General features: G+C 65.0%; 21 protein-coding genes. 5 read left to right on the plus strand and 16 right to left on the minus strand.

Annotated features, from left to right (window positions below; translation table 11 throughout):
* Positions 1-86 precede the first annotated feature (86 nt).
* The 11 genes from odhB to sdhC all read right to left on the minus strand — a co-directional run bounded on the left by odhB (position 87) and on the right by sdhC (position 13265).
* The gene (gene odhB, locus ACED18_RS16620) at positions 87-1325 is read right to left on the minus strand and encodes a 2-oxoglutarate dehydrogenase complex dihydrolipoyllysine-residue succinyltransferase (protein WP_377294270.1); all 1239 of its coding nucleotides are present in this window, start codon (positions 1323-1325) and stop codon (positions 87-89) included.
* 72 nt (positions 1326-1397) lie between these two features.
* Complete coding sequence (locus tag ACED18_RS16625) at positions 1398-4394, minus strand: 2-oxoglutarate dehydrogenase E1 component (RefSeq protein ID WP_377294272.1); 2997 nt, start codon at positions 4392-4394, stop codon at positions 1398-1400.
* Positions 4395-4587: 193 nt separating this feature from the next.
* Positions 4588-5490, minus strand: coding sequence for a succinate--CoA ligase subunit alpha (sucD, locus tag ACED18_RS16630; RefSeq protein WP_377294274.1), 903 nt, complete (start codon positions 5488-5490; stop codon positions 4588-4590).
* 17 nt (positions 5491-5507) lie between these two features.
* On the minus strand, positions 5508-6701 hold the full coding sequence (gene sucC / locus ACED18_RS16635) for an ADP-forming succinate--CoA ligase subunit beta (protein WP_377294276.1): 1194 nt from the start codon (positions 6699-6701) through the stop codon (positions 5508-5510).
* A 31-nt stretch (positions 6702-6732) separates the two neighbouring features.
* A complete protein-coding gene (gene mdh, locus ACED18_RS16640; protein WP_377294278.1) occupies positions 6733-7695 on the minus strand; it encodes a malate dehydrogenase in 963 nt (320 codons plus the stop codon).
* Positions 7696-7868: 173 nt separating this feature from the next.
* Positions 7869-9041 (minus strand): cell division protein ZapE, encoded by a 1173-nt coding sequence (gene zapE, locus ACED18_RS16645; protein WP_377294281.1) that lies wholly within the window; start codon positions 9039-9041, stop codon positions 7869-7871.
* Between the two features lie 107 nt (positions 9042-9148).
* Entirely contained in the window at positions 9149-9700 is a 552-nt protein-coding gene (locus ACED18_RS16650) for an AprI/Inh family metalloprotease inhibitor (protein ID WP_377294283.1), read from the minus strand.
* Positions 9701-9832: 132 nt separating this feature from the next.
* Positions 9833-10612, minus strand: a complete 780-nt coding sequence (locus tag ACED18_RS16655) for a succinate dehydrogenase iron-sulfur subunit (RefSeq protein WP_377294285.1) — start codon at positions 10610-10612, stop codon at positions 9833-9835.
* Between the two features lie 15 nt (positions 10613-10627).
* Positions 10628-12469 carry a succinate dehydrogenase flavoprotein subunit gene (gene sdhA, locus ACED18_RS16660; RefSeq protein ID WP_377294287.1) on the minus strand — a complete coding sequence of 614 codons (1842 nt, stop codon included), beginning with the start codon at positions 12467-12469 and terminating at the stop codon, positions 10628-10630.
* Between the two features lie 7 nt (positions 12470-12476).
* On the minus strand, positions 12477-12857 hold the full coding sequence (sdhD, locus tag ACED18_RS16665; RefSeq protein ID WP_377294289.1) for a succinate dehydrogenase, hydrophobic membrane anchor protein: 381 nt from the start codon (positions 12855-12857) through the stop codon (positions 12477-12479).
* Between the two features lie 15 nt (positions 12858-12872).
* Positions 12873-13265, minus strand: a complete 393-nt coding sequence (gene sdhC / locus ACED18_RS16670) for a succinate dehydrogenase, cytochrome b556 subunit (protein WP_377294291.1) — start codon at positions 13263-13265, stop codon at positions 12873-12875.
* A 372-nt stretch (positions 13266-13637) separates the two neighbouring features.
* Between sdhC and ACED18_RS16675 the strand changes: the two genes are divergently transcribed.
* On the plus strand, positions 13638-13994 hold the full coding sequence (locus ACED18_RS16675; RefSeq protein ID WP_377294293.1) for a hypothetical protein: 357 nt from the start codon (positions 13638-13640) through the stop codon (positions 13992-13994).
* 6 nt (positions 13995-14000) lie between these two features.
* On the opposite strand, the gene ACED18_RS16680 is transcribed toward ACED18_RS16675, so the two are convergent.
* The 5 genes from ACED18_RS16680 to tsaD are packed head-to-tail and all read right to left on the minus strand — an operon-like array spanning position 14001 to position 17541.
* Positions 14001-14648: a class I SAM-dependent methyltransferase gene (locus tag ACED18_RS16680; RefSeq protein WP_377294295.1), complete on the minus strand. Its 648-nt coding sequence runs from the start codon at positions 14646-14648 to the stop codon at positions 14001-14003.
* A gap of 30 nt (positions 14649-14678) precedes the next feature.
* Positions 14679-15113, minus strand: coding sequence for an EVE domain-containing protein (locus ACED18_RS16685; RefSeq protein WP_377294548.1), 435 nt, complete (start codon positions 15111-15113; stop codon positions 14679-14681).
* A 5-nt stretch (positions 15114-15118) separates the two neighbouring features.
* Entirely contained in the window at positions 15119-15412 is a 294-nt protein-coding gene (locus ACED18_RS16690) for a YciI-like protein (protein WP_377294297.1), read from the minus strand.
* 36 nt (positions 15413-15448) lie between these two features.
* Positions 15449-16438, minus strand: a complete 990-nt coding sequence (locus ACED18_RS16695) for an NAD(P)H-dependent glycerol-3-phosphate dehydrogenase (protein WP_377294550.1) — start codon at positions 16436-16438, stop codon at positions 15449-15451.
* Between the two features lie 5 nt (positions 16439-16443).
* On the minus strand, positions 16444-17541 hold the full coding sequence (tsaD, locus tag ACED18_RS16700) for a tRNA (adenosine(37)-N6)-threonylcarbamoyltransferase complex transferase subunit TsaD (RefSeq protein ID WP_377294299.1): 1098 nt from the start codon (positions 17539-17541) through the stop codon (positions 16444-16446).
* 85 nt (positions 17542-17626) lie between these two features.
* Between tsaD and hemC the strand changes: the two genes are divergently transcribed.
* The 4 genes from hemC to ACED18_RS16720 all read left to right on the plus strand — a co-directional run bounded on the left by hemC (position 17627) and on the right by ACED18_RS16720 (position 22412).
* On the plus strand, positions 17627-18556 hold the full coding sequence (gene hemC, locus ACED18_RS16705; RefSeq protein WP_377294302.1) for a hydroxymethylbilane synthase: 930 nt from the start codon (positions 17627-17629) through the stop codon (positions 18554-18556).
* Between the two features lie 4 nt (positions 18557-18560).
* Entirely contained in the window at positions 18561-19316 is a 756-nt protein-coding gene (locus ACED18_RS16710; protein WP_377294304.1) for a uroporphyrinogen-III synthase, read from the plus strand.
* 87 nt (positions 19317-19403) lie between these two features.
* Entirely contained in the window at positions 19404-20714 is a 1311-nt protein-coding gene (locus ACED18_RS16715) for a COG4223 family protein (RefSeq protein ID WP_377294306.1), read from the plus strand.
* Between the two features lie 9 nt (positions 20715-20723).
* Positions 20724-22412, plus strand: coding sequence for a heme biosynthesis HemY N-terminal domain-containing protein (locus ACED18_RS16720; RefSeq protein WP_377294308.1), 1689 nt, complete (start codon positions 20724-20726; stop codon positions 22410-22412).

Consider the following 22412-nt stretch of genomic DNA (forward strand, 5'->3'; position numbering starts at 1 on the left):
TGAAAGCCAGATCACCTGAAATGCCCTATCCATTGTTTTCCGCAGTCCGGACGCAAAACCGCTAACGCACTTTTGCTGGACGTGCTTCAGAGATCCAGAACCAGGCGTTCCGGATCTTCCAGGCTGTCCTTGACGCGCACGAGGAACGTTACGGCTTCCTTGCCGTCAACGATCCGGTGATCGTAGGACAGCGCGAGATACATCATCGGACGGATGACGATCTGGCCGCCGACGACGACCGGGCGCTCCTGGATCTTGTGCATGCCGAGAATGCCCGACTGCGGCGCATTGAGGATCGGCGAGGACATCAGCGAGCCGTAGACGCCGCCGTTGGAGATGGTGAAGGTGCCGCCCTGCATGTCGGCCATGGAAAGCTGGCCATCGCGGGCAGCCTTGCCCAGGCGCCCGATTTCCTTCTCGATCTCGGCAATTGACATCTGGTCGGCATCGCGCACGACCGGAACGACGAGACCCTTGTCCGTGCCGACGGCAACGCCGACATGGCAGAAGTTCTTGTAGATGATGTCGGTGCCGTCGATCTCGGCGTTGACGGCCGGCAGTTCCTTCAGCGCATGCGTGACGGCCTTGGTGAAGAAGCCCATGAAGCCGAGCTTCACGCCATGCTTCTTTTCAAAGATGTCCTTGTACTTGTTGCGCAGGCTCATGACCGCCGACATGTCCACCTCGTTGTAGGTGGTCAGCATCGCCGCCGTGTTCTGGGCGTCCTTGAGGCGCTTGGCGATCGTCTGGCGCAGGCGCGTCATCTTCACGCGCTCTTCGCGCGGCGCATCCTCGGCCGGCGACGGGGCGCGGGCGGCCTTGACGGGCTCGACGCTCGCGGCCGGAGCCGCAGCGGTGGCACCACGGGCGACAGCGGCGAGCACGTCGCCCTTCATCACCTGGCCGCGCTTGCCCGAACCGTCGACATCGGAGGCCGACAGGTTGTTTTCCGACAGAAGCTTGGAAGCGGCCGGCGAGGCGGAAACGGCGGCGGCCGCGGCATCCTTCTTCGGCTCGGCGGGCGTCTCGCGCTGTTCGACGGGCGTCGGGCCGGCAGCCGGCTGCGAGGCGGCCTGTTCACCGGCGGCACCGGCGGAGATCTGGCCGAGCAGGGCGCCGAGGCCGACCGTTTCGCCGGCCGCAGCCACGATTTCGGTCAGTACGCCGGCAGCCGGCGCGGGAACCTCGATGGTCACCTTGTCGGTTTCCAGCTCGACGATCGGCTCGTCGGCCTTTACGACATCGCCGACCTTCTTGAACCAGGTGCCGACGGTGGCCTCGCTGACGGATTCGCCCAGGGTGGGCACGCGGATTTCTGTAGACATGGTTTCTTCGTCCGTTTGTCAGTGTCTGTTTCAGGCTTTCGATCGCTGGAAGGGGCGAAAACGCCCCCTCCCTCAACCGCCGAGTGCGTCTTCCAGGAAAGCCGCGAGCTGTGCGAGATGCTTCGACATCAGGCCCGTTGCCGGCGAGGCGGCGGCGGGACGGCCGGTGTAGCGAACGCGCTGATACTTCGCATCGATATGCGCCAGCACCCATTCGAGATAGGGGTCGATGAAGGCCCAGGCACCCATGTTCTTGGGCTCTTCCTGGCACCAGACCATCTCCGCATGGCGGAAGCGCGAGAGCTCGTTGATGAGCGCCTTGGCCGGGAACGGATAGAGCTGCTCGACGCGCAGCAGGTAGACATCGTCGATGCCCCGCTTCTCGCGCTCTTCCAGCAGGTCATAATAAACCTTGCCGGTGCACAGCACGACGCGGCGGATCTTGGCGTCCTTCTGCAGCTTGATCGGGCCGTCCTTGATGACCTCCGCATCGTCCCACAGCAGACGGTGGAACGAGGTCTCGCCGGCCATTTCCGACAGCGAGGAGACCGCACGCTTGTGGCGCAGCAGCGACTTCGGCGTCATCAGGACGAGCGGCTTGCGGAAATCGCGCTTCACCTGCCGGCGCAGGATGTGGAAGTAGTTGGCCGGCGTCGTGACGTTGGCGACCTGCATGTTGTCTTCGGCGCAGAGCTGGAGGAAGCGCTCGAGGCGTGCCGAGGAGTGCTCGGGCCCCTGCCCTTCATAGCCGTGCGGCAGCAGGCAGACGAGGCCGGACATGCGCAGCCACTTGCGCTCGCCCGACGAGATGAACTGGTCGAAGACGACCTGTGCACCATTGGCGAAGTCGCCGAACTGGGCTTCCCACAGCGTCAGCGCATTCGGACGCGCCAGCGAGTAGCCGTATTCGAAGCCGAGCACGGCCTCTTCCGAGAGCATCGAATTGATGACCTCGTAGCGAGCCTGGGTCGGCGAGAGGTTGGCCAGCGGAATGTAGCGATCCTCGGTCTCCTGATCGTAGAGAACCGAATGGCGCTGCGAGAAGGTGCCGCGCTCGCAGTCCTGGCCCGACAGGCGGATCTTGTGGCCCTCGACGCAGAGCGTACCGAAGGCAAAGGCTTCCGCCATGGCCCAGTCGATGCCCTCGCCGGTCTCCACCATCTGCGCGCGGTTTTCCATGAAGCGCTGGATGGTCCGGTGGGCGCGGAAGCCTTCCGGAATGGTGGACAGCTTGCGGCCGATTTCCTTCAGCTGCTTCATCGGCACGGAGGTCTTGCCGCGACGCTGTTCGTCCTGGTTGTCGGCAACGCGAAGACCGGACCATGCGCCGTCCAGCCAGTCGGCCTTGTTCGGCTTGTAGGACTGGCCGGCGTCGAATTCCTGCTCCAGATGGGCGCGCCAGTCGGCCTTCATCTTCTCGAAGTCACCTTCGGAGATCAGGCCTTCGGCAATCAGACGCTCGCCATAGATCTGGGCGACCGGCTTGTGGGCGCGGATCACCTTGTACATCTTCGGCTGCGTGAACGCCGGCTCATCGCCTTCATTGTGGCCGAAGCGGCGGTAGCAGAACATGTCGATGACGACAGGCTTGTGGAACTTCATGCGGAATTCGGTCGCAACCTTCACCGCATAGACCACCGCTTCCGGATCGTCGCCGTTGACGTGGAAGATCGGCGCCTCGATCATCTTCGCCACATCGGACGGATAGGGCGAGGAGCGCGAGAAGGCCGGGTTCGTCGTGAAGCCGATCTGGTTGTTGATGATGACGTGCATCGTGCCGGCCACGCGGTGACCGCGAAGGCCGGACAGGCCGAGGATTTCAGCAACGACGCCCTGGCCCGCGAAGGCCGCATCGCCGTGCAGCAGCAATGGCAGCACCTTGGAACGCTCGCGCAGCGGAATGATGTCGCCTTCGAAGACGGTCGCCATCTGGTCCTGCTTGGCGCGGGCCTTGCCCATCACGACCGGATTGACGATTTCGAGGTGCGAGGGGTTCGCCGTCAGCGACAGGTGAACCTTGTTGCTGTCGAATTCGCGGTCGGAGGAAGCGCCGAGGTGATACTTCACGTCGCCGGAGCCTTCCACGTCGTCAGGGGCGTAGGAGCCGCCCTTGAACTCGTGGAACACGGCGCGGTGCGGCTTGCCCATCACGTTCGTGAGAACGTTGAGACGGCCACGATGCGCCATGCCGAAGATGATTTCCTTCATGCCCAGCTGGCCGCCGCGCTTGATGATCTGCTCCAGCGCCGGGATCAGGCTTTCGCCGCCGTCGAGACCGAAGCGCTTGGTGCCCTTGTACTTGACGTCGATGAACTGCTCGAAGCCTTCCGCCTCGATCAGCTTCTGCAGGATCGCCTTCTTGCCCTCGGGCGTGAAGCCGACACCCTTGTCCGGCCCCTCGATGCGCTCCTGGATCCAGGACTTTTCTTCGGGATTCGAGATGTGCATGAACTCGACGCCGATCGTTGAGCAATAGGTGCGCTCGAGGATCTCGACCATCTCGCGAACGGTCGCGTATTCGAGGCCGAGCACGTTGTCGATGAAGATCTTCCGATCGAGATCGGCATCCGTGAAGCCGTAATTCGACGGCGACAGCTCGTGGTAGTCCTCGACCGGAGCGGCAATGCCGAGCGGATCGAGCTTGGCATGGAGATGGCCGCGGGCGCGATAGGCGCGGATCATCATGATGGCGCGAACCGAATCGCGCGTCGCCTGCAGCACATCGGCCGGATTGACCGTGGCGCCGGAAACGGCGGCCTTTTCCTCGGCCTTGGCCTTGATCTTCTTTTCGACGGTCTTCTCGACCGTGCCCCAATCGCCGTCGAGCGCCGAAACCAGTTCGCCGCCTTCCGCCAGCGGCCAGTTGGACCGCTTCCAGGAAGCGCCCTTGGCGGCCTTCACCACGTCGTTCGGATTGTCCTGCAGCGCCCGGAAGAAGGATTGCCATTCACCGGAGACGGAGCCCGGGTCTTCCTGGTAGCGCGCATAGAGCTGCTCGATGTAGCCGGCGTTCGCTCCGTCAAGGAAGGACGTCAGCTGGAATTGCTCGTTGGCCTCTTGCCGTGTCATGGTGTTTCCGCGGGCCGCCGCCCGCCTCCTGACTTGTTGTCCCTGCCGGTTCGTCCGGCCCGGTCGTTTCTATGTCCGTATCGTTCTTGGATGGCTTCGATTGCGCCATCCTTGCGATCTGGGCCACGTGCCCACGTCTTCAAGCAAATTGATGGCGAAGCGGACGCTTTCACGCCCGCCTCGCCCGATTGTGTCAGCCCTTGAGCACGTCGACGAGCGTGGTGCCCAGACGTGCCGGCGAGGGCGAAACCCGGATGCCGGCGGCTTCCATGGCCGCGATCTTCGATTCCGCATCGCCCTTACCGCCGGAAACGACAGCACCGGCGTGACCCATGGTGCGGCCCTTCGGCGCCGTGCGACCGGCGATGAAGCCGGCCATCGGCTTCTTGCGGCCCTTCTTGGCTTCGTCGATGAGGAACTGCGCCGCATCTTCTTCAGCCGAACCGCCGATTTCGCCGATCATGATGATCGAGGTCGTGGCGTCGTCGGCGAGGAACATCTCCAGCACGTCGATGAACTCGGTGCCCTTGACCGGGTCGCCGCCGATGCCGACAGCGGTGGTCTGGCCGAGGCCTTCGTTGGAGGTCTGGAAGACTGCTTCATAGGTAAGGGTTCCCGAACGGGAAACAATGCCGACCGAGCCCTTGCGGAAGATGGAGCCCGGCATGATGCCGATCTTGCATTCTTCCGGCGTCAGGATACCCGGGCAGTTGGGGCCGAGCAGGCGCGACTTGGACTTGTCGAGCTTGGCCTTCACCCGCACCATGTCCATGACCGGGATGCCCTCGGTGATGCAGGTGATGAACGGGATCTCGGCTTCGATCGCCTCGATGATCGCATCCGCAGCACCTGCCGGCGGAACGTAGATCACCGATGCGTCGGCACCGGTCTTTTCCTTGGCTTCCGCGACGGTCGCGAAGATCGGCAGGGTCTCCCCCTTCGAGCCGGTCCAGTTTTCGCCACCCTTCTTCGGATGGATACCGCCGACCATCTGCGTGCCGTAATAGGCAAGCGCCTGTTCGGTGTGGAAGGTGCCGGTCTTGCCGGTCAGGCCCTGAACCAGGACCTTGGTGTTCTTGTTGACGAGAATCGACATGAAATCAGGTCCTTCAATTAGCCGTTGATCGCCGCGACGATCTTCTTCGCCGCATCGTCCAGATCATCGGCCGCCGTAATCGCCAGACCCGATTCGTTCAGGATCTTCTTGCCAAGCTCGACATTGGTGCCTTCGAGACGGACAACGAGCGGAACCTTGAGGCCGACTTCCTGAACGGCAGCGACAACGCCTTCGGCGATGACGTCGCACTTCATAATGCCGCCGAAGATGTTGACGAGGATGCCCTCGACCTTCGGGTCAGCCGTGATGATCTTGAAGGCGGCCGCAACCTTCTCCTTGCCGGCACCACCGCCGACGTCGCAGAAGTTTGCCGGCTCCTTGCCGTAGAGCTTGATGATGTCCATCGTCGCCATGGCGAGACCGGCACCATTGACCATGCAGCCGATATTGCCGTCGAGCGCGACATAGGCGAGATCCCACTTGGAGGCCTCGATTTCCTTGGCGTCTTCCTCGGTCTCGTCGCGCAGCGCCTTGACATCGTCGTGGCGGAACAGGGCATTGCCGTCAAACGACATCTTGGCGTCGAGCACGCGCAGGTGTCCGTCCTTCATGACGATCAGCGGGTTCACCTCGAGAAGGGCCATGTCCTTCTCGTTGAAGGCCTTGTAAAGCGCCGGGAAGAGCGCCTTGGCATCTTCGACGGCCGCGCCTTCGAGCGCCAGGGCCGAAGAGATCTTGGCAACGTCATCGGCGGTCACGCCGGCTTCCGGGTCGATGGCGATCGTGTGGATCTTCTCCGGCGTGTCGTGGGCGACAGCCTCGATGTCCATGCCGCCTTCGGTGGAGACCACGAAGGCCACCTTGCCGACCGAACGGTCGACCAGCAGCGAGCAATAGAGTTCGCGGGCAATGTCGGCGCCGTCTTCAATGTAGAGGCGGTTGACCTGCTTGCCGGCTTCGCCCGTCTGGGCGGTCACCAGCGTGTTGCCGAGCATGTCCTTGGCGTGTGCCACGACTTCCTCGATCGACTTCGCCAGGCGAACGCCACCCTTGGCGTCGGGGCCGAGTTCCTTGAACTTGCCCTTGCCGCGACCGCCGGCATGGATCTGGCTCTTGACGACGTAGAGCGGACCCGGAAGCTGCTTTGCAGCAGCTTCCGCTTCCTCGACCTTGAGAATGGCCACGCCCTGCGCAACCGGTGCGCCATAGCCCTTCAGAAGAGCCTTGGCCTGATATTCATGAATGTTCATCGGTTCATTCCTGCTTGAAAGCGGAGGAGGCTTACTTCAGCGCCGGGGCAATGTTGACGCAGGCGTCGCACAGGCCCTGAACGGCGCCGACCGACTTCTGGAAGGCCTCTTCCTCGGACTTGTTAAGGTTGATCTCGATGATGCGCTCGACACCGCCGGCACCGATGATCGTGGGAACGCCGACATACATGTCGTTGACGCCGTACTGGCCTGAGAGATAGGCGGCGCAGGGCAGAACGCGCTTCTTGTCCTTGAGGTAGGATTCGGCCATCTCGATGGCGGAAGCGGCCGGGGCGTAATAGGCCGAACCGGTCTTTAGCAGGCCGACGATTTCGGCGCCGCCGTCACGGGTGCGCTGGATGATCTCTTCCAGGCGCTCCTTGGTGACCCAGCCCATGGTGACAAGGTCGGTGAGCGGAATGCCGGCGATCGTGGAGTAGCGGGCGAGCGGCACCATCGTGTCGCCATGGCCGCCGAGAACGAAGGCGGTGACGTCCTGGACGGACACGTTGAATTCCTGGGACAGGAACAGACGGAAGCGGGCGGAGTCGAGCACGCCAGCCATGCCGACGACCATGTTCTTCGGCAGGCCGGAGAACTTCTGCAGCGCCCAGACCATGGCGTCGAGCGGATTGGTGATGCAGATGACGAAGGCGTTCGGGGCATACTTCTTGATGCCGGCGCCGACCTGTTCCATGACCTTGAGGTTGATGCCGAGCAGGTCGTCGCGGCTCATGCCCGGCTTGCGGGCAACACCGGCGGTGACGATGCAGACATCAGCGCCTTCGATGGCAGCGTAGTCGCTGGCGCCGGTCAGGCTGGCGTTGAAGCCTTCGACGGGCGAGGACTGGGCGATGTCGAGGCCCTTGCCCTGCGGCACGCCATCGGCAATGTCGAACAGGACGATGTCGCCGAGTTCCTTCAGGCCGGCAAGATGCGCCAGCGTTCCACCAATCATTCCCGAACCAATAAGTGCGATCTTCTTGCGCGCCATGACGTGTTCCTTTGGACCCGACTTTGTTCGAGGCCGGACGACGGGCAACATCAGCCCACGCCAAGCCTTTCGGCGCAAGGGATTATCCTTCCACAGAAAAAAATTCAACCACTACTTTGGAGGTGAGAAAATTCAATCGTTTAGAACATAAAAATCTTACGTAAACGTAAGAACTATCCTGAATAGTCGTGACTATTCAGTGTCCGCGAAGCTGCTGCTTCGGTCTCGTAGTCCCGGCTCTGCATCTCGGTCAGACGCGAAACGGTACGATCGAACTCAAAACCTTCCGTCCCGTGGCGTGCCGTCAGCAGGTCGAAGGGCGACGAAACGGCCGATGCGAAGAGGCGCGCACGCTGGTCGTAGAGGGTATCGACCAGCAGGATGAACCGCTTCGTCTCGTTGCGCCGTTCTGGCCCCATATGTGGCACGTGATCGATGAAGATCGTGTGATAGCGCTCGAGGATGGCAAGATAGTCGGAGGCGCCCAGCGGCGCCTCGCAAAGGTCTCGGTAGGAGAAGCGTGCCACGCCGCCCGCAGCAAGCGGAACCGCAATCGATCGCCCCCGATGCGGAATGCTGGCGGGCGCCGGCACATGCCCCGCCGTCTCCCGCTCGAAGGCAAGCTGCATGTTGCGGTCGGCATCAGGCCCCAGCGGGAAGGACCAGACCGGCACCTCCGCATGCTTTTCCATGCGGTAGTCCGTCTGGGACTCCACAGCCACGACGTCGGTATACTGTTTCAGGAGATCGATGAACGGCGTGAAGAGGCTGCGGTTGAGACCGTCGCGATAGAGGTCGTCGGGCGCCACGTTGGATGTGGCGACCAGCACGCAGCCGCGCTTGAAAAGCTCGCCGAAAAGCCGCGACAGGATCATCGCATCGGCAATATCCGTCACCGTGAATTCATCGAAGCAGACGAGGCGCGCCTCCGCCATCAGATCGGCGGCAACCGGCGGCATGGGGTCGGCCTGGTTCGTCTCGCCTGCCTTCAGCTTCTGACGGTGGCGATTGATGCGCTCGTGGACGTCGGCCATGAACTCGTGGAAGTGCGCCCGACGCTTGCGCTTGATCGGCACGGCCTCGAAGAACATGTCCATCAGCATGGTCTTGCCGCGCCCGACCCCGCCATGGATATAGAGACCACGCGTGGGCGCCTGCTCGGCCTTGCGCCGCGCAAACAGCCAGCCGAGCGCATTGGACTTCTTCTCTGCCCGGCTCTGGGCGAGCGCATCGATCAGAGCATCGAAGCGGCGGGCAATCGCAAACTGGACGGGATCGCGCGAGAGCGCGCCCTCGGCGACGAGCCGCTCAAGCTTCTGGGTGACGAGGGCTTGGGGATTGGGCATCCTCTATCGGCGCTCCGTCCTGGAGAGCGCGACCGACGAAGGCCCCAGGCGAGGCCCTTCGGGAAACGGTCGCGGCAGCCGCCGCGGAAACGGGCGGCTCGGGAATATCAGCGGCTGAGGCTCAGTGGCTGGCCGGAATTGGTCTGGCCATCGAAACGATTGTCGGCCGTCTTGAAGACGCGGCCGATCGGGTTGCCGTTGCGATCCTTCAGCACGACCTGCTTTCCGGCAACTTCCCAGGAACCCATCGTCGTCAGCTCGCCGACGCAGCCGCGCGTACCACCGCGCGAGCCGGAACCGAGATTGGTGAGCGTCAGGAACATGTCGCAGGAAGCGCCGCCATTGCTGACGCGCCAGTTGCCGACCATGCCTTCCTTCTTGACGTCGAGCGCATTGGCCGCGACCTCGACATTGGCCGGCTGACCCGGCGGCGTGGTGGTCGCCGTCACCGGGGCTGCCGGAAACTGGGACGTATTGGCAGCACCGGCTGTCGGATCTGGAAGCTGGCTTGCCTGCACGCCCGGCACGGGTTGTGCCTGAAGCGGCGCGGGCTGATACGGCTGGTTATTGGAGGCCGCGAAATCGTTCATGCTCGTGCGCTGACACCCGGCCACCGCCGTGATTGCCAACAGACCCGCTGCAACGCGAAGAAGCTGCATATCCAAACTCCCGATTTCCCGCATCCGAACCAATACTGCAGAGCAATATAGAGCGAATCAAAGCTTTGAAATGGCCGGTCAACCCTGATGGCCATTTCTTTATACGGTTGTGGCAAGAAGGCGACGCCCGCGTCAGAGGCGACGCTCGACCATCATCTTCTTGATTTCGCCGATTGCCTTGGCCGGATTGAGACCCTTCGGACAGGCCTGAGCGCAATTCATGATCGTGTGGCAGCGATACAGCCGGAAGGGATCCTCGAGATTGTCGAGACGTTCACCCTTGGCCTCGTCACGGCTGTCGATGAGCCAGCGATAGGCCTGCAGCAGCACGGCCGGACCGAGGTAGCGGTCGCCGTTCCACCAGTAGCTCGGGCAGGAGGTCGAGCAGCAGGCGCAGAGAATGCACTCGTAGAGACCGTCAAGCTTCTGGCGATCCTCGTGGCTCTGGCGCCACTCCTTTGCCGGCGTCGGCGACACCGTCTTCAGCCACGGTTCGATCGAACGATGCTGGGCGTAGAAGTTGGTGAGGTCGGGAACCAGATCCTTCACCACCGGCATGTGCGGCAGCGGGTAGATCTTCACCGTGCCGTTGATCTCGTCCATGCCTTTGGTGCAAGCGAGCGTATTCGTGCCGTCGATATTCATCGCGCACGAGCCGCAGATGCCCTCGCGACAGGACCGGCGCAGCGTCAGCGTCGGGTCGATCTTGTTCTTGATGTAGAGCAGACCGTCGAGAACCATCGGACCGCAATCATCGATATCGATGAAATAGGTATCGACACGCGGGTTCTGGCCATCGTCGGGATTCCAGCGATAGACCTTGTATTCGCGTGTGTTCTTGGCGCCCGCCGGCTTCGGCCAGACCTTGCCTTCGGTGATCTGCGAATTCTTGGGAAGAGCGAGTTCAACCATCTGCGAATCCTCCGATCAATACACGCGCGCCTTGGGCTCGATCTTGTGCGGATCGATGCCGTCGGCAATCAGGTCGGTATGAACCGGGCGGTATTCCAGCTTCACGTCGCCGGTCTCGTTCACCCAGGCCAGCGTATGCTTTCGCCAGTTCTCGTCGTCGCGGCCGGCGAACGGGCCGTCCTTGTAGTCCTCGCGCGCGTGCGCGCCGCGGCTTTCCTTGCGGGCCTCGGCGCCATAGACGGTCGTGATGGCGTTGGCCATCAGGTTTTCCAGCTCCAGCGTTTCCACGAGGTCGGAGTTCCAGACCATCGAACGGTCGGTGACCTTGATGTCGGGCAGTTCCTTCCAGATGGCGGAGAGGCGCTGGCAACCGTTTTCGAGCGATTCCTGCGTGCGGAACACGGCGGCGTCTTCCTGCATGGCGCGCTGCATCTTCTCGCGCAGCACCGCCGTCGGCGTGGAGCCGGAGGCATGGCGCAGACGATCGAAGCGATCCATGATCCGCGCGCAGGCAGCTTCGTTGATCGTCGGGATCGCCTCGCTGCGGTCGATGACCTGGCCGGCGCGGATGGCGGCGGCGCGGCCGAAGACCACAAGATCGATCAGCGAGTTCGAGCCCAGACGGTTGGCACCGTGCACGGAGGCGCAGCCCGCTTCACCGACGGCCATCAGGCCGGGCGCCAGGCGCTCCGGATTGTTGGCATCGGCATTCAGCACTTCGCCCCAGTAGTTCGTGGGAATACCGCCCATATTGTAGTGAACGGTCGGCAGAACCGGAATCGGCTCGCGCGTTACGTCCACACCGGCGAAGATCTTCGCGCTTTCCGAGATGCCCGGCAGACGCTCGTGCAGCACGGCCGGATCGAGGTGGTCGAGATGCAGGAAGATGTGATCCTTGTTCTTGCCCACGCCGCGGCCTTCACGGATTTCCAGCGTCATGCAGCGCGAGACGACGTCACGCGAGGCAAGATCCTTGGCCGACGGCGCATAGCGCTCCATGAAGCGCTCGCCTTCGGAGTTGACGAGATAGCCGCCTTCGCCGCGTGCGCCTTCCGTGATGAGACAGCCCGCACCGTAGATGCCGGTCGGGTGGAACTGCACGAACTCCATGTCCTGGAGCGGCAGGCCGGCACGCGCGACCATGCCGCCGCCATCGCCGGTGCAGGTGTGCGCGGAGGTCGCGGAGAAGTAGGCGCGGCCATAGCCGCCCGTCGCCAGCACGACCATCTTGGCCGAGAAGCGGTGGATGGTGCCGTCGTCGAGGTTCCAGGCGACAACGCCCGTGCAACGGCCGTCATCGGACATGATGAGGTCGAGCGCGAAATACTCGATGAAGAACTCGGCATTGTTGCGCAGCGACTGGCCGTAGAGCGTGTGCAGGATGGCGTGGCCCGTACGGTCGGCGGCAGCACAGGTGCGCTGCACCGGCGGACCGGCACCGTAGTTCTGCATGTGGCCGCCGAAGGGCCGCTGGTAGATGCGGCCGTCCTCGGTGCGCGAGAAGGGCACGCCGTAATGCTCGAGCTCATAGACCGCCTTCGGCGCTTCCATGGCGAGATACTGCATGGCGTCGACGTCGCCCAGCCAGTCGGAGCCCTTGACGGTATCGTAAAGGTGCCACTGCCAGCAGTCCGGCGTCATGTTGGTCAGCGAGGCGGCGATACCGCCCTGCGCGGCGACCGTGTGCGAACGCGTCGGGAAGACCTTGGAGATGCAGGCCGTCTTCAGGCCCTGTTCGGCCATGCCGAGCGTGGCCCGCAGGCCCGCGCCGCCGGCACCCACGACCACCACGTCAAAGGCGTGATCGACATAGGTATAGGCCTTGCCGTTGATGTTGGGCGAGGTGTTCGATGCCATGGCGAGATTATCCTGCGAAGGCGATCTTCAGAACGGCGAAAAGACAGAGCCCGCCGATCAGAACCGCGAAGAAGGTGTTGAGCATGAGAAGAAGGATCTTGGCGCCTTCCGCATGCACGTAATCCTCGATGATCACCTGCATGCCAAGCTTCATGTGGACGAGACCCGAAATGACCACCAGCCCCATGATGACCGCCACCAGCGGATGCGCCAGGGCAGCGCGAACCTCGGCAAAGGGCGCGCCGGCATACATGACGACGAAGACGACGAAGAATGTCAGGAGGGGAACGTTGGCGACGGCCGTCAGGCGCTGGCGCCAGAAATGCTCGGTGCCGTCCTTGGCGGAGCCGAGACCACGAACCTTGCCGAGAGGTGTGCGCATATCCATCAGTATTCTCCCCGCTCAGCGTACGGCATAGCCGATGATCCAGATCACCAGCGTCAGAGCAATCGAGGCGACCGGCGTGGCCTTGGCGAGCTTGGTCGAGAAGTGCTTCTCATAGCCGTGGCCCATGTCCCACATGAAGTGACGGAGGCCGCCCAGCATGTGGTGGACCAGGGCCCAGGTATAGCCGAACAGAACCAGACGGCCGATCCAGGTACCAAAGGCCCAGCTGACCCAGTCGTAATAGGCTTCACCCGAAGCGGCGGCGATCAGCCACCAGGCGACGAGAATGGTGCCGAAGTAGAGGGCGCCGCCTGTAATGCGGTGCACAATCGACATGGCCATGGTCGGAATGAGCTTGTAGATCTGGAGATGCGGCGAAAGAGGCCGGCCTCGGGTGACATTCGTCATCTGAACCTCACGTAAAAACCGGCTGAGCGCGTCTGCCTGCGACGCAGCCTGTCCGGCCATGCACAGAATTGTGCCCTATTATGTCCTGCGGAGCTTTAATCCCCGGATGTTTCAACGACAAGTCTGTTTGCAGGGCAAAATCGATTAAATGAATTTGGCCCGCTGCCCTGCAGGATCAAGCGGATCCGCCACCCGGCCGTTAACGTTAAGCGCCGAAATTACCAGACGAATCCGTGACTTCAGGAACAAAGAGGGCCATCCTTCCGGTTAATGAAGCGTTAACGCGCAACGGAGGTTCTGGCGATGATGAGAAAATCTGTCGCAGCACATGCAACAAAAGGACTAGGTCTTGCTCTAGCCACGACCGTCCTCATGCTCGCAGGCGCAGCATCGGCGGGCGACTATGGCAACTGGAACGATGGCTGGCGGGACGGGCAGCCACAGGCCTGGCGCCATCGCGAGCGGGAGCGGCGCGAACGGCCGGTCTATGGCGGCAATGGCCTGCCAAGCGTCGTGCCCGGCATCGGCACCTATACAGGCGGGCTTTCCGCCGTGCGTGTTCCCGGCAGCGGCGTCTATATCCAGGTCGATCATGACAGGGGCGCGCGTGCCCGTCCGGGAAATCCCATCGTGGACGACAGCGGTGAGACGAAGGTCATCCATGTTTCGCCGTCGAACAGCCGGCGCGCCTGCTCCTACGAGGCCGGCGTCTGCGTCGTCAGGCCCTGAGGGCGATCATCCGCGGAAACGCCAGACCGTCGTCTTCTTGACCTCGCTGTCTTCCAGCGCCCGCGACACCGGCACGCTATAGGTGGCAAGGGCTTCCAGGCGATCGCGCGGGCAATAGCTGCGGCCGGGATCGCCGACGATCACGCTGACGCCCGCCGAGGTCAGGGCCGAGAACCAGGGCAGGAGACGATCGGCAAAGGCCTTGTCGTAGAAGACGTCTCCGGCCAGCAGGATCTCCGCGTCGATGGGCAGCCCCAGCCGGTCCTCGCCGCAGAAGGTGAGATCGACGGCATTGAGACCCGCATTCAGCCGCACCGCCGTCCCGGCCCAGGGATCGATATCCGCCGCCGTGACATGGACAGCGCCGGCCATCCGCGCCGCGATCGCCACGAGGCCGGAGCCGGTGGCGAGATCGAAGACGCGCCTTCCGGCCACCGCCTCGGGATGATCGAGCACATAGCGCGCAAGGCCCTGCCCACCGGCCCAGGCAAAGGCCCAGAAGGGCGGCGGCAGGCCGATTTCCTCAAGCTCGTCTTCCGTCTTCAGCCAGAGATCATGGGCCTCGCTCGCCAGATGCAGCCGGATTTCCGGCACATGCGGCGGCACCAGGATGGCGGTGTTATCAAGGATGAACCGTTCGGGATCCGTCTTCACCGACTGCCGCCCTCCTCAACCACCTCAGCCTCAGCGCGGCGGATTGCCGAGCCCGCCCATGCGGCAGACTTCCAGATATTCGTCCTCCGTCACCGGCTGCACCGACAGGCGCATGGAGGTGACGAGCGACATTTTCTCAAGCTTCGGGTTCGCCTTGATGTCCTTCAGCGAAACGGGCTTCGGCATGTCCATGACGGCGCGGATATCGACGCAGTCCCAGCGCAGGTCGCCCTCTGCCGTCGAATCCGGATGGCTCAGCGCCGAGACCTCGGTGATGCCGACGATCTCCAGCCCCTCGTTGGAGTGGTAGAAGAAGCCCTTGTCGCCGATCTGCATGGCCCGCATGTTGTTGCGGGCCAGATAGTTGCGCACGCCCGTCCATTCGGTGCCGGCGCTGCCGGCATCCTTCTGCATCTGCCAGGACCACTTGAAGGGCTCGGACTTGTAGAGCCAGAAATTCGCCATGCCGCTCATGCCTCGGGCTTGTTGAAGACCCAGTTGAAGGCCTTGACCTCGACGCCGGCGAAAAGCCCGGCCTTGGCATAGGGATCCTGCGCGCCGAGAGCCGCCGCGGCCTCCTTGCTGTCGGCCTCGATGATCACGAGGCTGCCCATCGGCTTGCCCTCGTCATTCAGGAAGGGGCCGGCCATCTTCAGGATGCCCTTTTCATTGAGATCGGTGAGGAAGGCGACGTGATCGGGCCGGGTGTCGAGCCGAAGCTGCAGGCTGTCGGGGCGGTCGGTGCACAAAAGAGCGTAGAGCATGGAAGCCTCCTTGGATGATGATGGACGACCCGCCGGTCATTCCTCGCGGATCGGGCGGGACATGAGTTGTTCAAGCGCGGTCAGCACATCGAGTTGACCGTCGATGATGGCGGCGACCGCCGCGGTGATCGGCAGGTCGATCCCCAGCCGGCGCGCCGTTGCCGCGGCGACCGAGGCGGTAAAGGCGCCTTCCACGAGATCGCCGCCGGACGCCGATGCGTTTGCGCCCCTGCCCTGCCCCAGCGCGATGCCGAAGCGCAGGTTGCGCGACTGGTGCGACGTGCCCGTCAGCACGAGATCGCCGAGACCGGAAAGCCCGCTGACGGTCTCCGCCTCGCCGCCCTGCGCCGCCACGAACCGCGACAGTTCCGCAAGGCCGCGGGAAATCAGCGCCGCGCGTGCGGACTCCCCAAGCCCCGCCCCCTCGACGATGCCGCAGGCGATCGCCAGCACATTCTTCAGCGCCCCGCCGAGCTGCACGCCGACGCGATCCGTGGCGGCATAGAGCCTGAAGGTCGGACCGGAGAGCGCAAGCGCAAGCGCCGTCGCAAGGCCCGCATCCTCGGCCGCCACCACCATGGCCGTCGGCAGCCCCCGCGCAATGTCTGCCGCAAAACCGGGGCCGGAAAGGACGGCGACCGGATGTCCCGGCAGCTCCGCCTCCAGCACGTCGCTCAAAAGCCGCGAGGTCGTCTTCTCAAGTCCCTTGGCGCAGGTGACAACGGCAGCCCCCGGCCGCAGGTGCGGCCCGTAGGCCAGGGCAGCCGCGGCATGCGCCTGCGACGGCATGGCAAACAGCACGGTGCCGGCCGCGCCGAGAACGGCAGGATCGCCGGAAAAACCGAGCGCATCCGGCAGGCGGATGCCCGGAAGCGCCGCTTCATTGAGCCGGCTATCGGTCAGCGCTGCGGCCATCTCGGGCCGCCGGCACAAAAGCGTCACCTGCGCCCGCCCCGTGGAGGCGGCAACGCTGGCGAGCGCCGTGCCGAAGGCCCCCGAACCGATGACGACGATCCGTTCCGGCATCCCTGTCACGCCTTGGCTCCCCGGCGCCCGGAGCCGACCAGCGCGGCGGCACCCGCATCGAGCGGCCAGCGCGAACGCGGCGCGACATCAAGGCTGTCGGCCGGCAGACCGCAGGCCATGCGCTCGGCACCCGCCCAGGCGATCATGACGGCATTGTCGGTGCACAGGCGGATGGGCGGTGCGACGAAGCGGAAGCGCCTGGCCGCACAGAGATCGGACAGCATCGTGCGCAGCACCGTATTGGCCGCCACGCCACCGGCCACGACCAGCGCCGGCTGCGGCACGGCCGAACCGTAGCGCTCGCGGAACCGGTCGAGCCCGCGGCCAATGCGGTCCTTCAGCGTGCGCGCCACGGCGTTCTGGAAGGAGGCGCAGATATCGGCGACATCCTGCCCGGTCAGCGGCGCGACACTTTCGGCCGCCTGGCGCACCGCCGTCTTCAGCCCGGAGAAGGAGAAATCGAGCCGTGCTTCGCCCACCATGGGGCGTGGCAGGGAAAAACGCTCGGGATCGCCGTCGCGCGCCGCCCGTTCCACGGCGGGACCACCCGGATAGGGAAGGCCGATCAGCTTGGCGGTCTTGTCGAAGGCCTCGCCGAGCGCGTCATCGATCGTCGTGCCCCAGCGCTCGTAATCGCCCACGCCACGCACGAGCACGAGCTGCGTATGCCCGCCGGAGACGAGCAGCATCAGAAAGGGAAAGTCCAGCCCGTCCGTCAGCCGCGCCGTCAGCGCATGGCCTTCCAGATGGTTGATGCCATAAAGCGGCTTGCCGGTGGCCAGCGCCAGTGCCTTGCCGGTCATCAGCCCCACGATCAGCCCGCCGATGAGGCCGGGACCGGAGGTAGCCGCAATCGCATCGACATCGCCGAGTGCGAGACCCGAGCGCAGCAGCGCCTCTTCGACCAGCGTATCCAGCGCCTCCACATGGGCGCGCGCGGCGATCTCCGGCACGACACCGCCATAGGCGCTGTGCTCCTCGAGCTGGCTCAGCACCGTCTCGCCGAGAATCTCGCCGCGACCGTCGGGAAACCGGCGCACGACGGCCGCAGCCGTTTCGTCGCAGCTGGTCTCGATCCCGAGGATGGTGAGAGGCGCGGTCATGGGTTTTGACCCTGAGCAGTTCGGACACATTGCGAAGGCCGTCAAAGGCCGGTACACGTCACCCGGTAACAATGGATGCGCATGGATGCAAACAAAACCTTTCCGCATCGGCACGCGTGGCAGCCCGCTGGCGCTTGCCCAGGCCCATGAGACGCGCGACCGCCTGATGGCCGCCCACGCGCTGCCGCAGGAGATGTTCGAGATCGTGGTCATGTCCACGGCCGGCGACCGCATCACCGACCGGGCGCTGTCGGAAATCGGCGGCAAGGGCCTTTTCACGCAGGAGCTGGAGGACAAGCTTCTGTCCGGCGATCTCGATTTCGCCGTCCACTCCTCCAAGGACATGCCGACCCGCCTGCCCGATGGCCTGGTGCTGTCGGCATACCTGCCGCGCGAGGACGTGCGCGACGCCTTCATCGGCCGCGCCGCCCCCACCCTGATGGAACTGCCGCACGGCGCCGTCATCGGCTCATCCTCGCTGCGCCGCCAGGCCCTCATCCGCAGCCTGAGACCCGATATCGAGGTGATCACCTATCGCGGCCTCGTGGATACGCGCCTGCGCAAGCTGGCCGAAGGGCAGGTGGATGCGACGCTGCTTGCCTATGCCGGCCTGCGCCGTCTGGGGAAGGCCGATGTCGTGACCGAGCTTCTCGATCCCGAGCGCTTTCCGCCCGCACCGGCGCAAGGGGCGATCTGCATCGAAAGCCGCATCGACAATGCCGCCGTCAACGACCTTCTGGCCGCCATCAACCATGCCGACACCTTCGCCGCCGTCAGCTGCGAGCGCGCCTTCCTCGCTGCGCTCGACGGTTCCTGCCGCACCCCGATCGCCGGCCTGGCCCGCACGGAGGCCGGCCGCATCATCTTCTCCGGCATGATCCTGACCCCCGACGGGGCGAAAACCCATCGGGTGAACCAGGACGGCACGGCAGACGATGCCGCCCTGATCGGCGCCGCCGCGGGAGAAAAGATCAGGGCCGAAGCCGGCACCGCCTTCTTCGATAGCTGGGCCTAGTCCCATGCGCGTCCTCGTGACCCGGCCCGAACCCGCCGCCACGAGGACGGCGGAAAAGCTTGTCGGCCTCGGCCATAAGCCCGTGCTGTTGCCGCTGTCGCGCGCCCGCCATGATGCGCAGGCCGCCCTGCGGGCCCTTTCGGCTCCTGTCGGCATCCGCGGCGGCGCGGCCGCCACACCGGCGCTCCCCCACCCCGCCATCGCCGTCACCAGCGCCGAAGCGCTCCGCGCCCTCTCGGATGCCGGCGCGAGTCTGACGCCCTTCCTCGACCGCCGGCTCTTTGCCGTGGGGCAGGCGACCGCCGCCGCCGCCGAAGCGCTCGGCTTTCGCCGGATCGTCACGGGGCATGGAAACGGGGCAGACCTTGCCCGGCTGATTGCGGACCATCCGGAAGGACGCACCGGCATCGTCTACCTCGCCGGCCGGCCGCGTGCCCGGGGGCTGGAAGATGCGCTTGCCGCCGCCGGCATCCCGGTCTCGGTTGCCGTATGCTACACGATGCAGCCGCTCGACCACGATCCTAACCAAGTGGCCGCCCTGCTTGAAGAGGCAAACCCGGACGCTGTTCTCGTCTATTCCGCCGAAACCGCACGCGCGCTTTTGTCACTCCTGCGCGGCGATGCCCTTGGAGGACTTGCGGCAGCGATGACCTGGTATCCGCTGAGCGCGGCCATCGCGGCCATCCTGCCCGCGACCCTGAGCGTCGCCACCCCGCCCGCGCGGCCGGATGAAGATCTGCTTCTCTCCACCCTCGCTTGAGCTTTCGATTGAATTTGCCGTTCGGCCCTTTTCCTCCCGCCGCGCGGTGACTAGTTTGTCCCAAGGAACGGAAACGGGAAGACACTCATGGCCACCAAACCGCCGTCACGCCGCAAGCCGGGCGAGAGCACCGAGCAACCGACGACGATCGACCTGACTGCCGAAAAGACCGTGACGTCCGATCCGACAAGCGATCAGGCTTCCTCCGCGCCGGTAGCCCCGGAGGCAGCGGCCATCATCGAAGCTGCATCCGTCGATCCCCTGTCCACCCAGGCCGGCCCCACGGATTCCCCGCTTGCCCATGGCGATGAGGCCCTCGCGAGTTCGACAGCGGACAGCAGCGCCGGAACATTCGCAACCGAAACGCCGCGCGATGCCGCAGCCGATGCAGCCGCAGCCTTCAGCGAAGAACCCGCATCCTCCCGCCCGGAGAGCAGCAGGTCCGAGCCGGCCTACACGGCGCCCACCCGGCAGAAGTCGGGCACCTCCACCAGCGGTGCGCTGGCCGCCGGCATTCTGGGCGGCCTCATCGTGCTCGCAGCCGCCGGCAGCCTGCAATATGCCGGCATCCTGCCCTCGCTCTCGCCGCGCGAAACGAGCAGCGAATCCATCGCAGCCCTGCAGGCAGAAATCGATACGCTCAAGAACGCGCCCGCCGCCGCATCCGCTGACCTCGCCCCTGTCGAACAGCGCCTCGCCGCGCTGGAGCAGAAGACCGGCGAAGGCCAGGGCGTCGATCTTGGCCCCCTGACGCAGCAGCTGACGGATCTTTCCACCGCGGTCGCAAGCCTGCAGGCGGCGTCGGGCACCGCCGAATCGACGCTGGGCGGTCTCAACACCCGCATCGAGGCCATCGAGAAGAAGCTCGCCGAACCCACCGCCGAAACGCGCCTGGCCCGTGCCGTCGCCGTTACCGCGCTGAAGACGGCGATCGATCGCGGCGGCCCGTATCTGGCCGAGCTCGACGCTTTCAAATCCGTTGCGCCCCAGGATCCCGCCATCGCCCCGCTGACTGAGGACGCACAGGCCGGTGTCGCCACGCGCGCCGACCTGATCGACGCCTTCCCGGCCATCGCCGATGCGATGCTGGATGCCGTTCGCCAGCGCGACCCGAACCAGGGCGTCTTCGGCCGCCTGCTCGACAGCGCGGCCTCCGCCGTGCGCATCCGCCCCGTCGGCGATGTCGAGGGCAGCGGCCCCGATGCGGCAATCGCCCGCATCGAGCGCGCCCTCACCAATGGCGACCTGAAGGCCGCGGCCCTCGAATGGGACACGCTGCCGGATGCGGCAAAGACGGCCGGCGCCGATTTCCGCCGCAAGCTCGATCGTCGCATCGCCGTCGAGACCGCCATTTCCAGCGCCGTGGCCGCTCCGGTCACCACGCCAAACCAGGGTTGAGGACGAACCATGATCCGTATTCTCGTCTTTGTCCTCCTCATCCTCGCGCTCGGCAGCGGCTTTGCCTGGCTCGCCGACCGTCCGGGCGAACTCTCCGTCGTCTGGATGGGCATGCGCATCGAAATGTCGCTGATGGTGGCGGCCACCGTGCTGGTGGCGCTGGTGGCGGTGATCTTCTTCGCGATCTGGCTGGTGCGCACGCTGATGCTCTCGCCCCACACGATCACCCGCTACTTTCGCGCCCGCAAGCGCGACCGCGGCTATCAGGCGCTCTCGACCGGCCTGATCGCCGCCGGTGCCGGTGATGCCACGCTGGCCCGCAAGATGACCGCGCGCGCCCGCGGCCTCATCCGCGCCGACCAGGAGCCCCTCATTCACCTTCTGGAAGCCCAGACCGCCCTCATCGAGGGGCGCTATGACGATGCGCGCCGCAAGTTCGAACAGATGGCGGATGACCCGGAAACCCGTGAACTCGGCCTGCGCGGCCTCTATCTCGAGGCGAGCCGCCTCGGCGCGAGCGAAGCCGCCCGCCAATATGCGGAGCGCGCCGCCGCCAATGCACCCCATCTTGCCTGGGCAGCCCTTGCCACACTCGACCACAAGAGCCAGGCCGGCGCCTGGGACGAAGCGGTCCACATGATCGACCAGATCCGCGCCGCCCACGTCATCGATCGCAAGGAGGCCGACCGCAAGAAGGCCGTGCTGCTGACGGCGCGCGCACAGTCGCGCCTCGAAGCCGACCCGCGCGGCGCCCGCGACGATGCCCAGACGGCCCTCAAGCTTTCGGACGGCTTCGTGCCCGCCGCGCTGGTCGCCGCCAAGGCTCTCTTCCGCGAGGACAATCTGCGCAAGGGCGCCTCCATCCTCGAAAAGGCGTGGAAGCAGGAAGCCCATCCGGAGATCGCCAAGCTCTACGTGCGGGCCCGCAGCGGCGATAGCGCGCTCGACCGCCTGAAACGCGCGACCAAGCTCGAAACGATCCGCCCGAACAACCCCATCTCTCTTCTGACAACGGCTTCAGCCGCGCTCGACGCCCGCGAATTCGCCACCGCCCGCGCCAAGGCGGAAGCCGCCGCGCGCATGGCGCCGAGCGAAGAGGCCTTCCTGCTGCTTGCCGATATCGAGGAGGCCGAAACCGGCGATGTCGCCCGTATCCGCCACTGGATGAGCCAGGCGCTGAAGGCACCACGGGATGCGACATGGATCGCCGATGGCGTCGCCAGCGCGGATTGGCAGCCGGTCTCTCCGGTCACCGGCCGTCTCGACGCTTTCGAGTGGAAGACACCGGTGGTGCCAGGCAGCGGCGAGGTCATCGACGCGGAAGCCGCGATCCGCAGCCTGCCGCCCGTGAAGCCGGCGGCGAAGGTACAGGAGCCGCAGAAGGTTGCGACGCCCGTCGTCGTCACCGCAACGGCCCCGGTCCCCGCCCCCGTCATCGTCGAGAAAAAGGTCGAAGCGCCGGCGGCCCCTGTCGCAACACCGGAGGTGCTGCAGACCGCTGCAACCGCCGAAAAGGCGGTGGAGCCCAAGCCGGTCGCCAGGCAGGCTGCAAAGCCCGCACAGGCCGTCACGCAACCCTCGAAAGCCGCCGCAAAAGTCGAAGCCGAGGTGGTCGATCCCTTCTTCGGCCGGCCGCCCGACGACCCCGGCGTCCGTGATCCGCAGGCAGATGAAAAAGCCGCCGCTCGGCTCTATTGA

Source organism: Rhizobium sp. SG2393, assembly GCF_042610495.1.
Classification (GTDB): Bacteria; Pseudomonadota; Alphaproteobacteria; order Rhizobiales; family Rhizobiaceae; genus RU20A.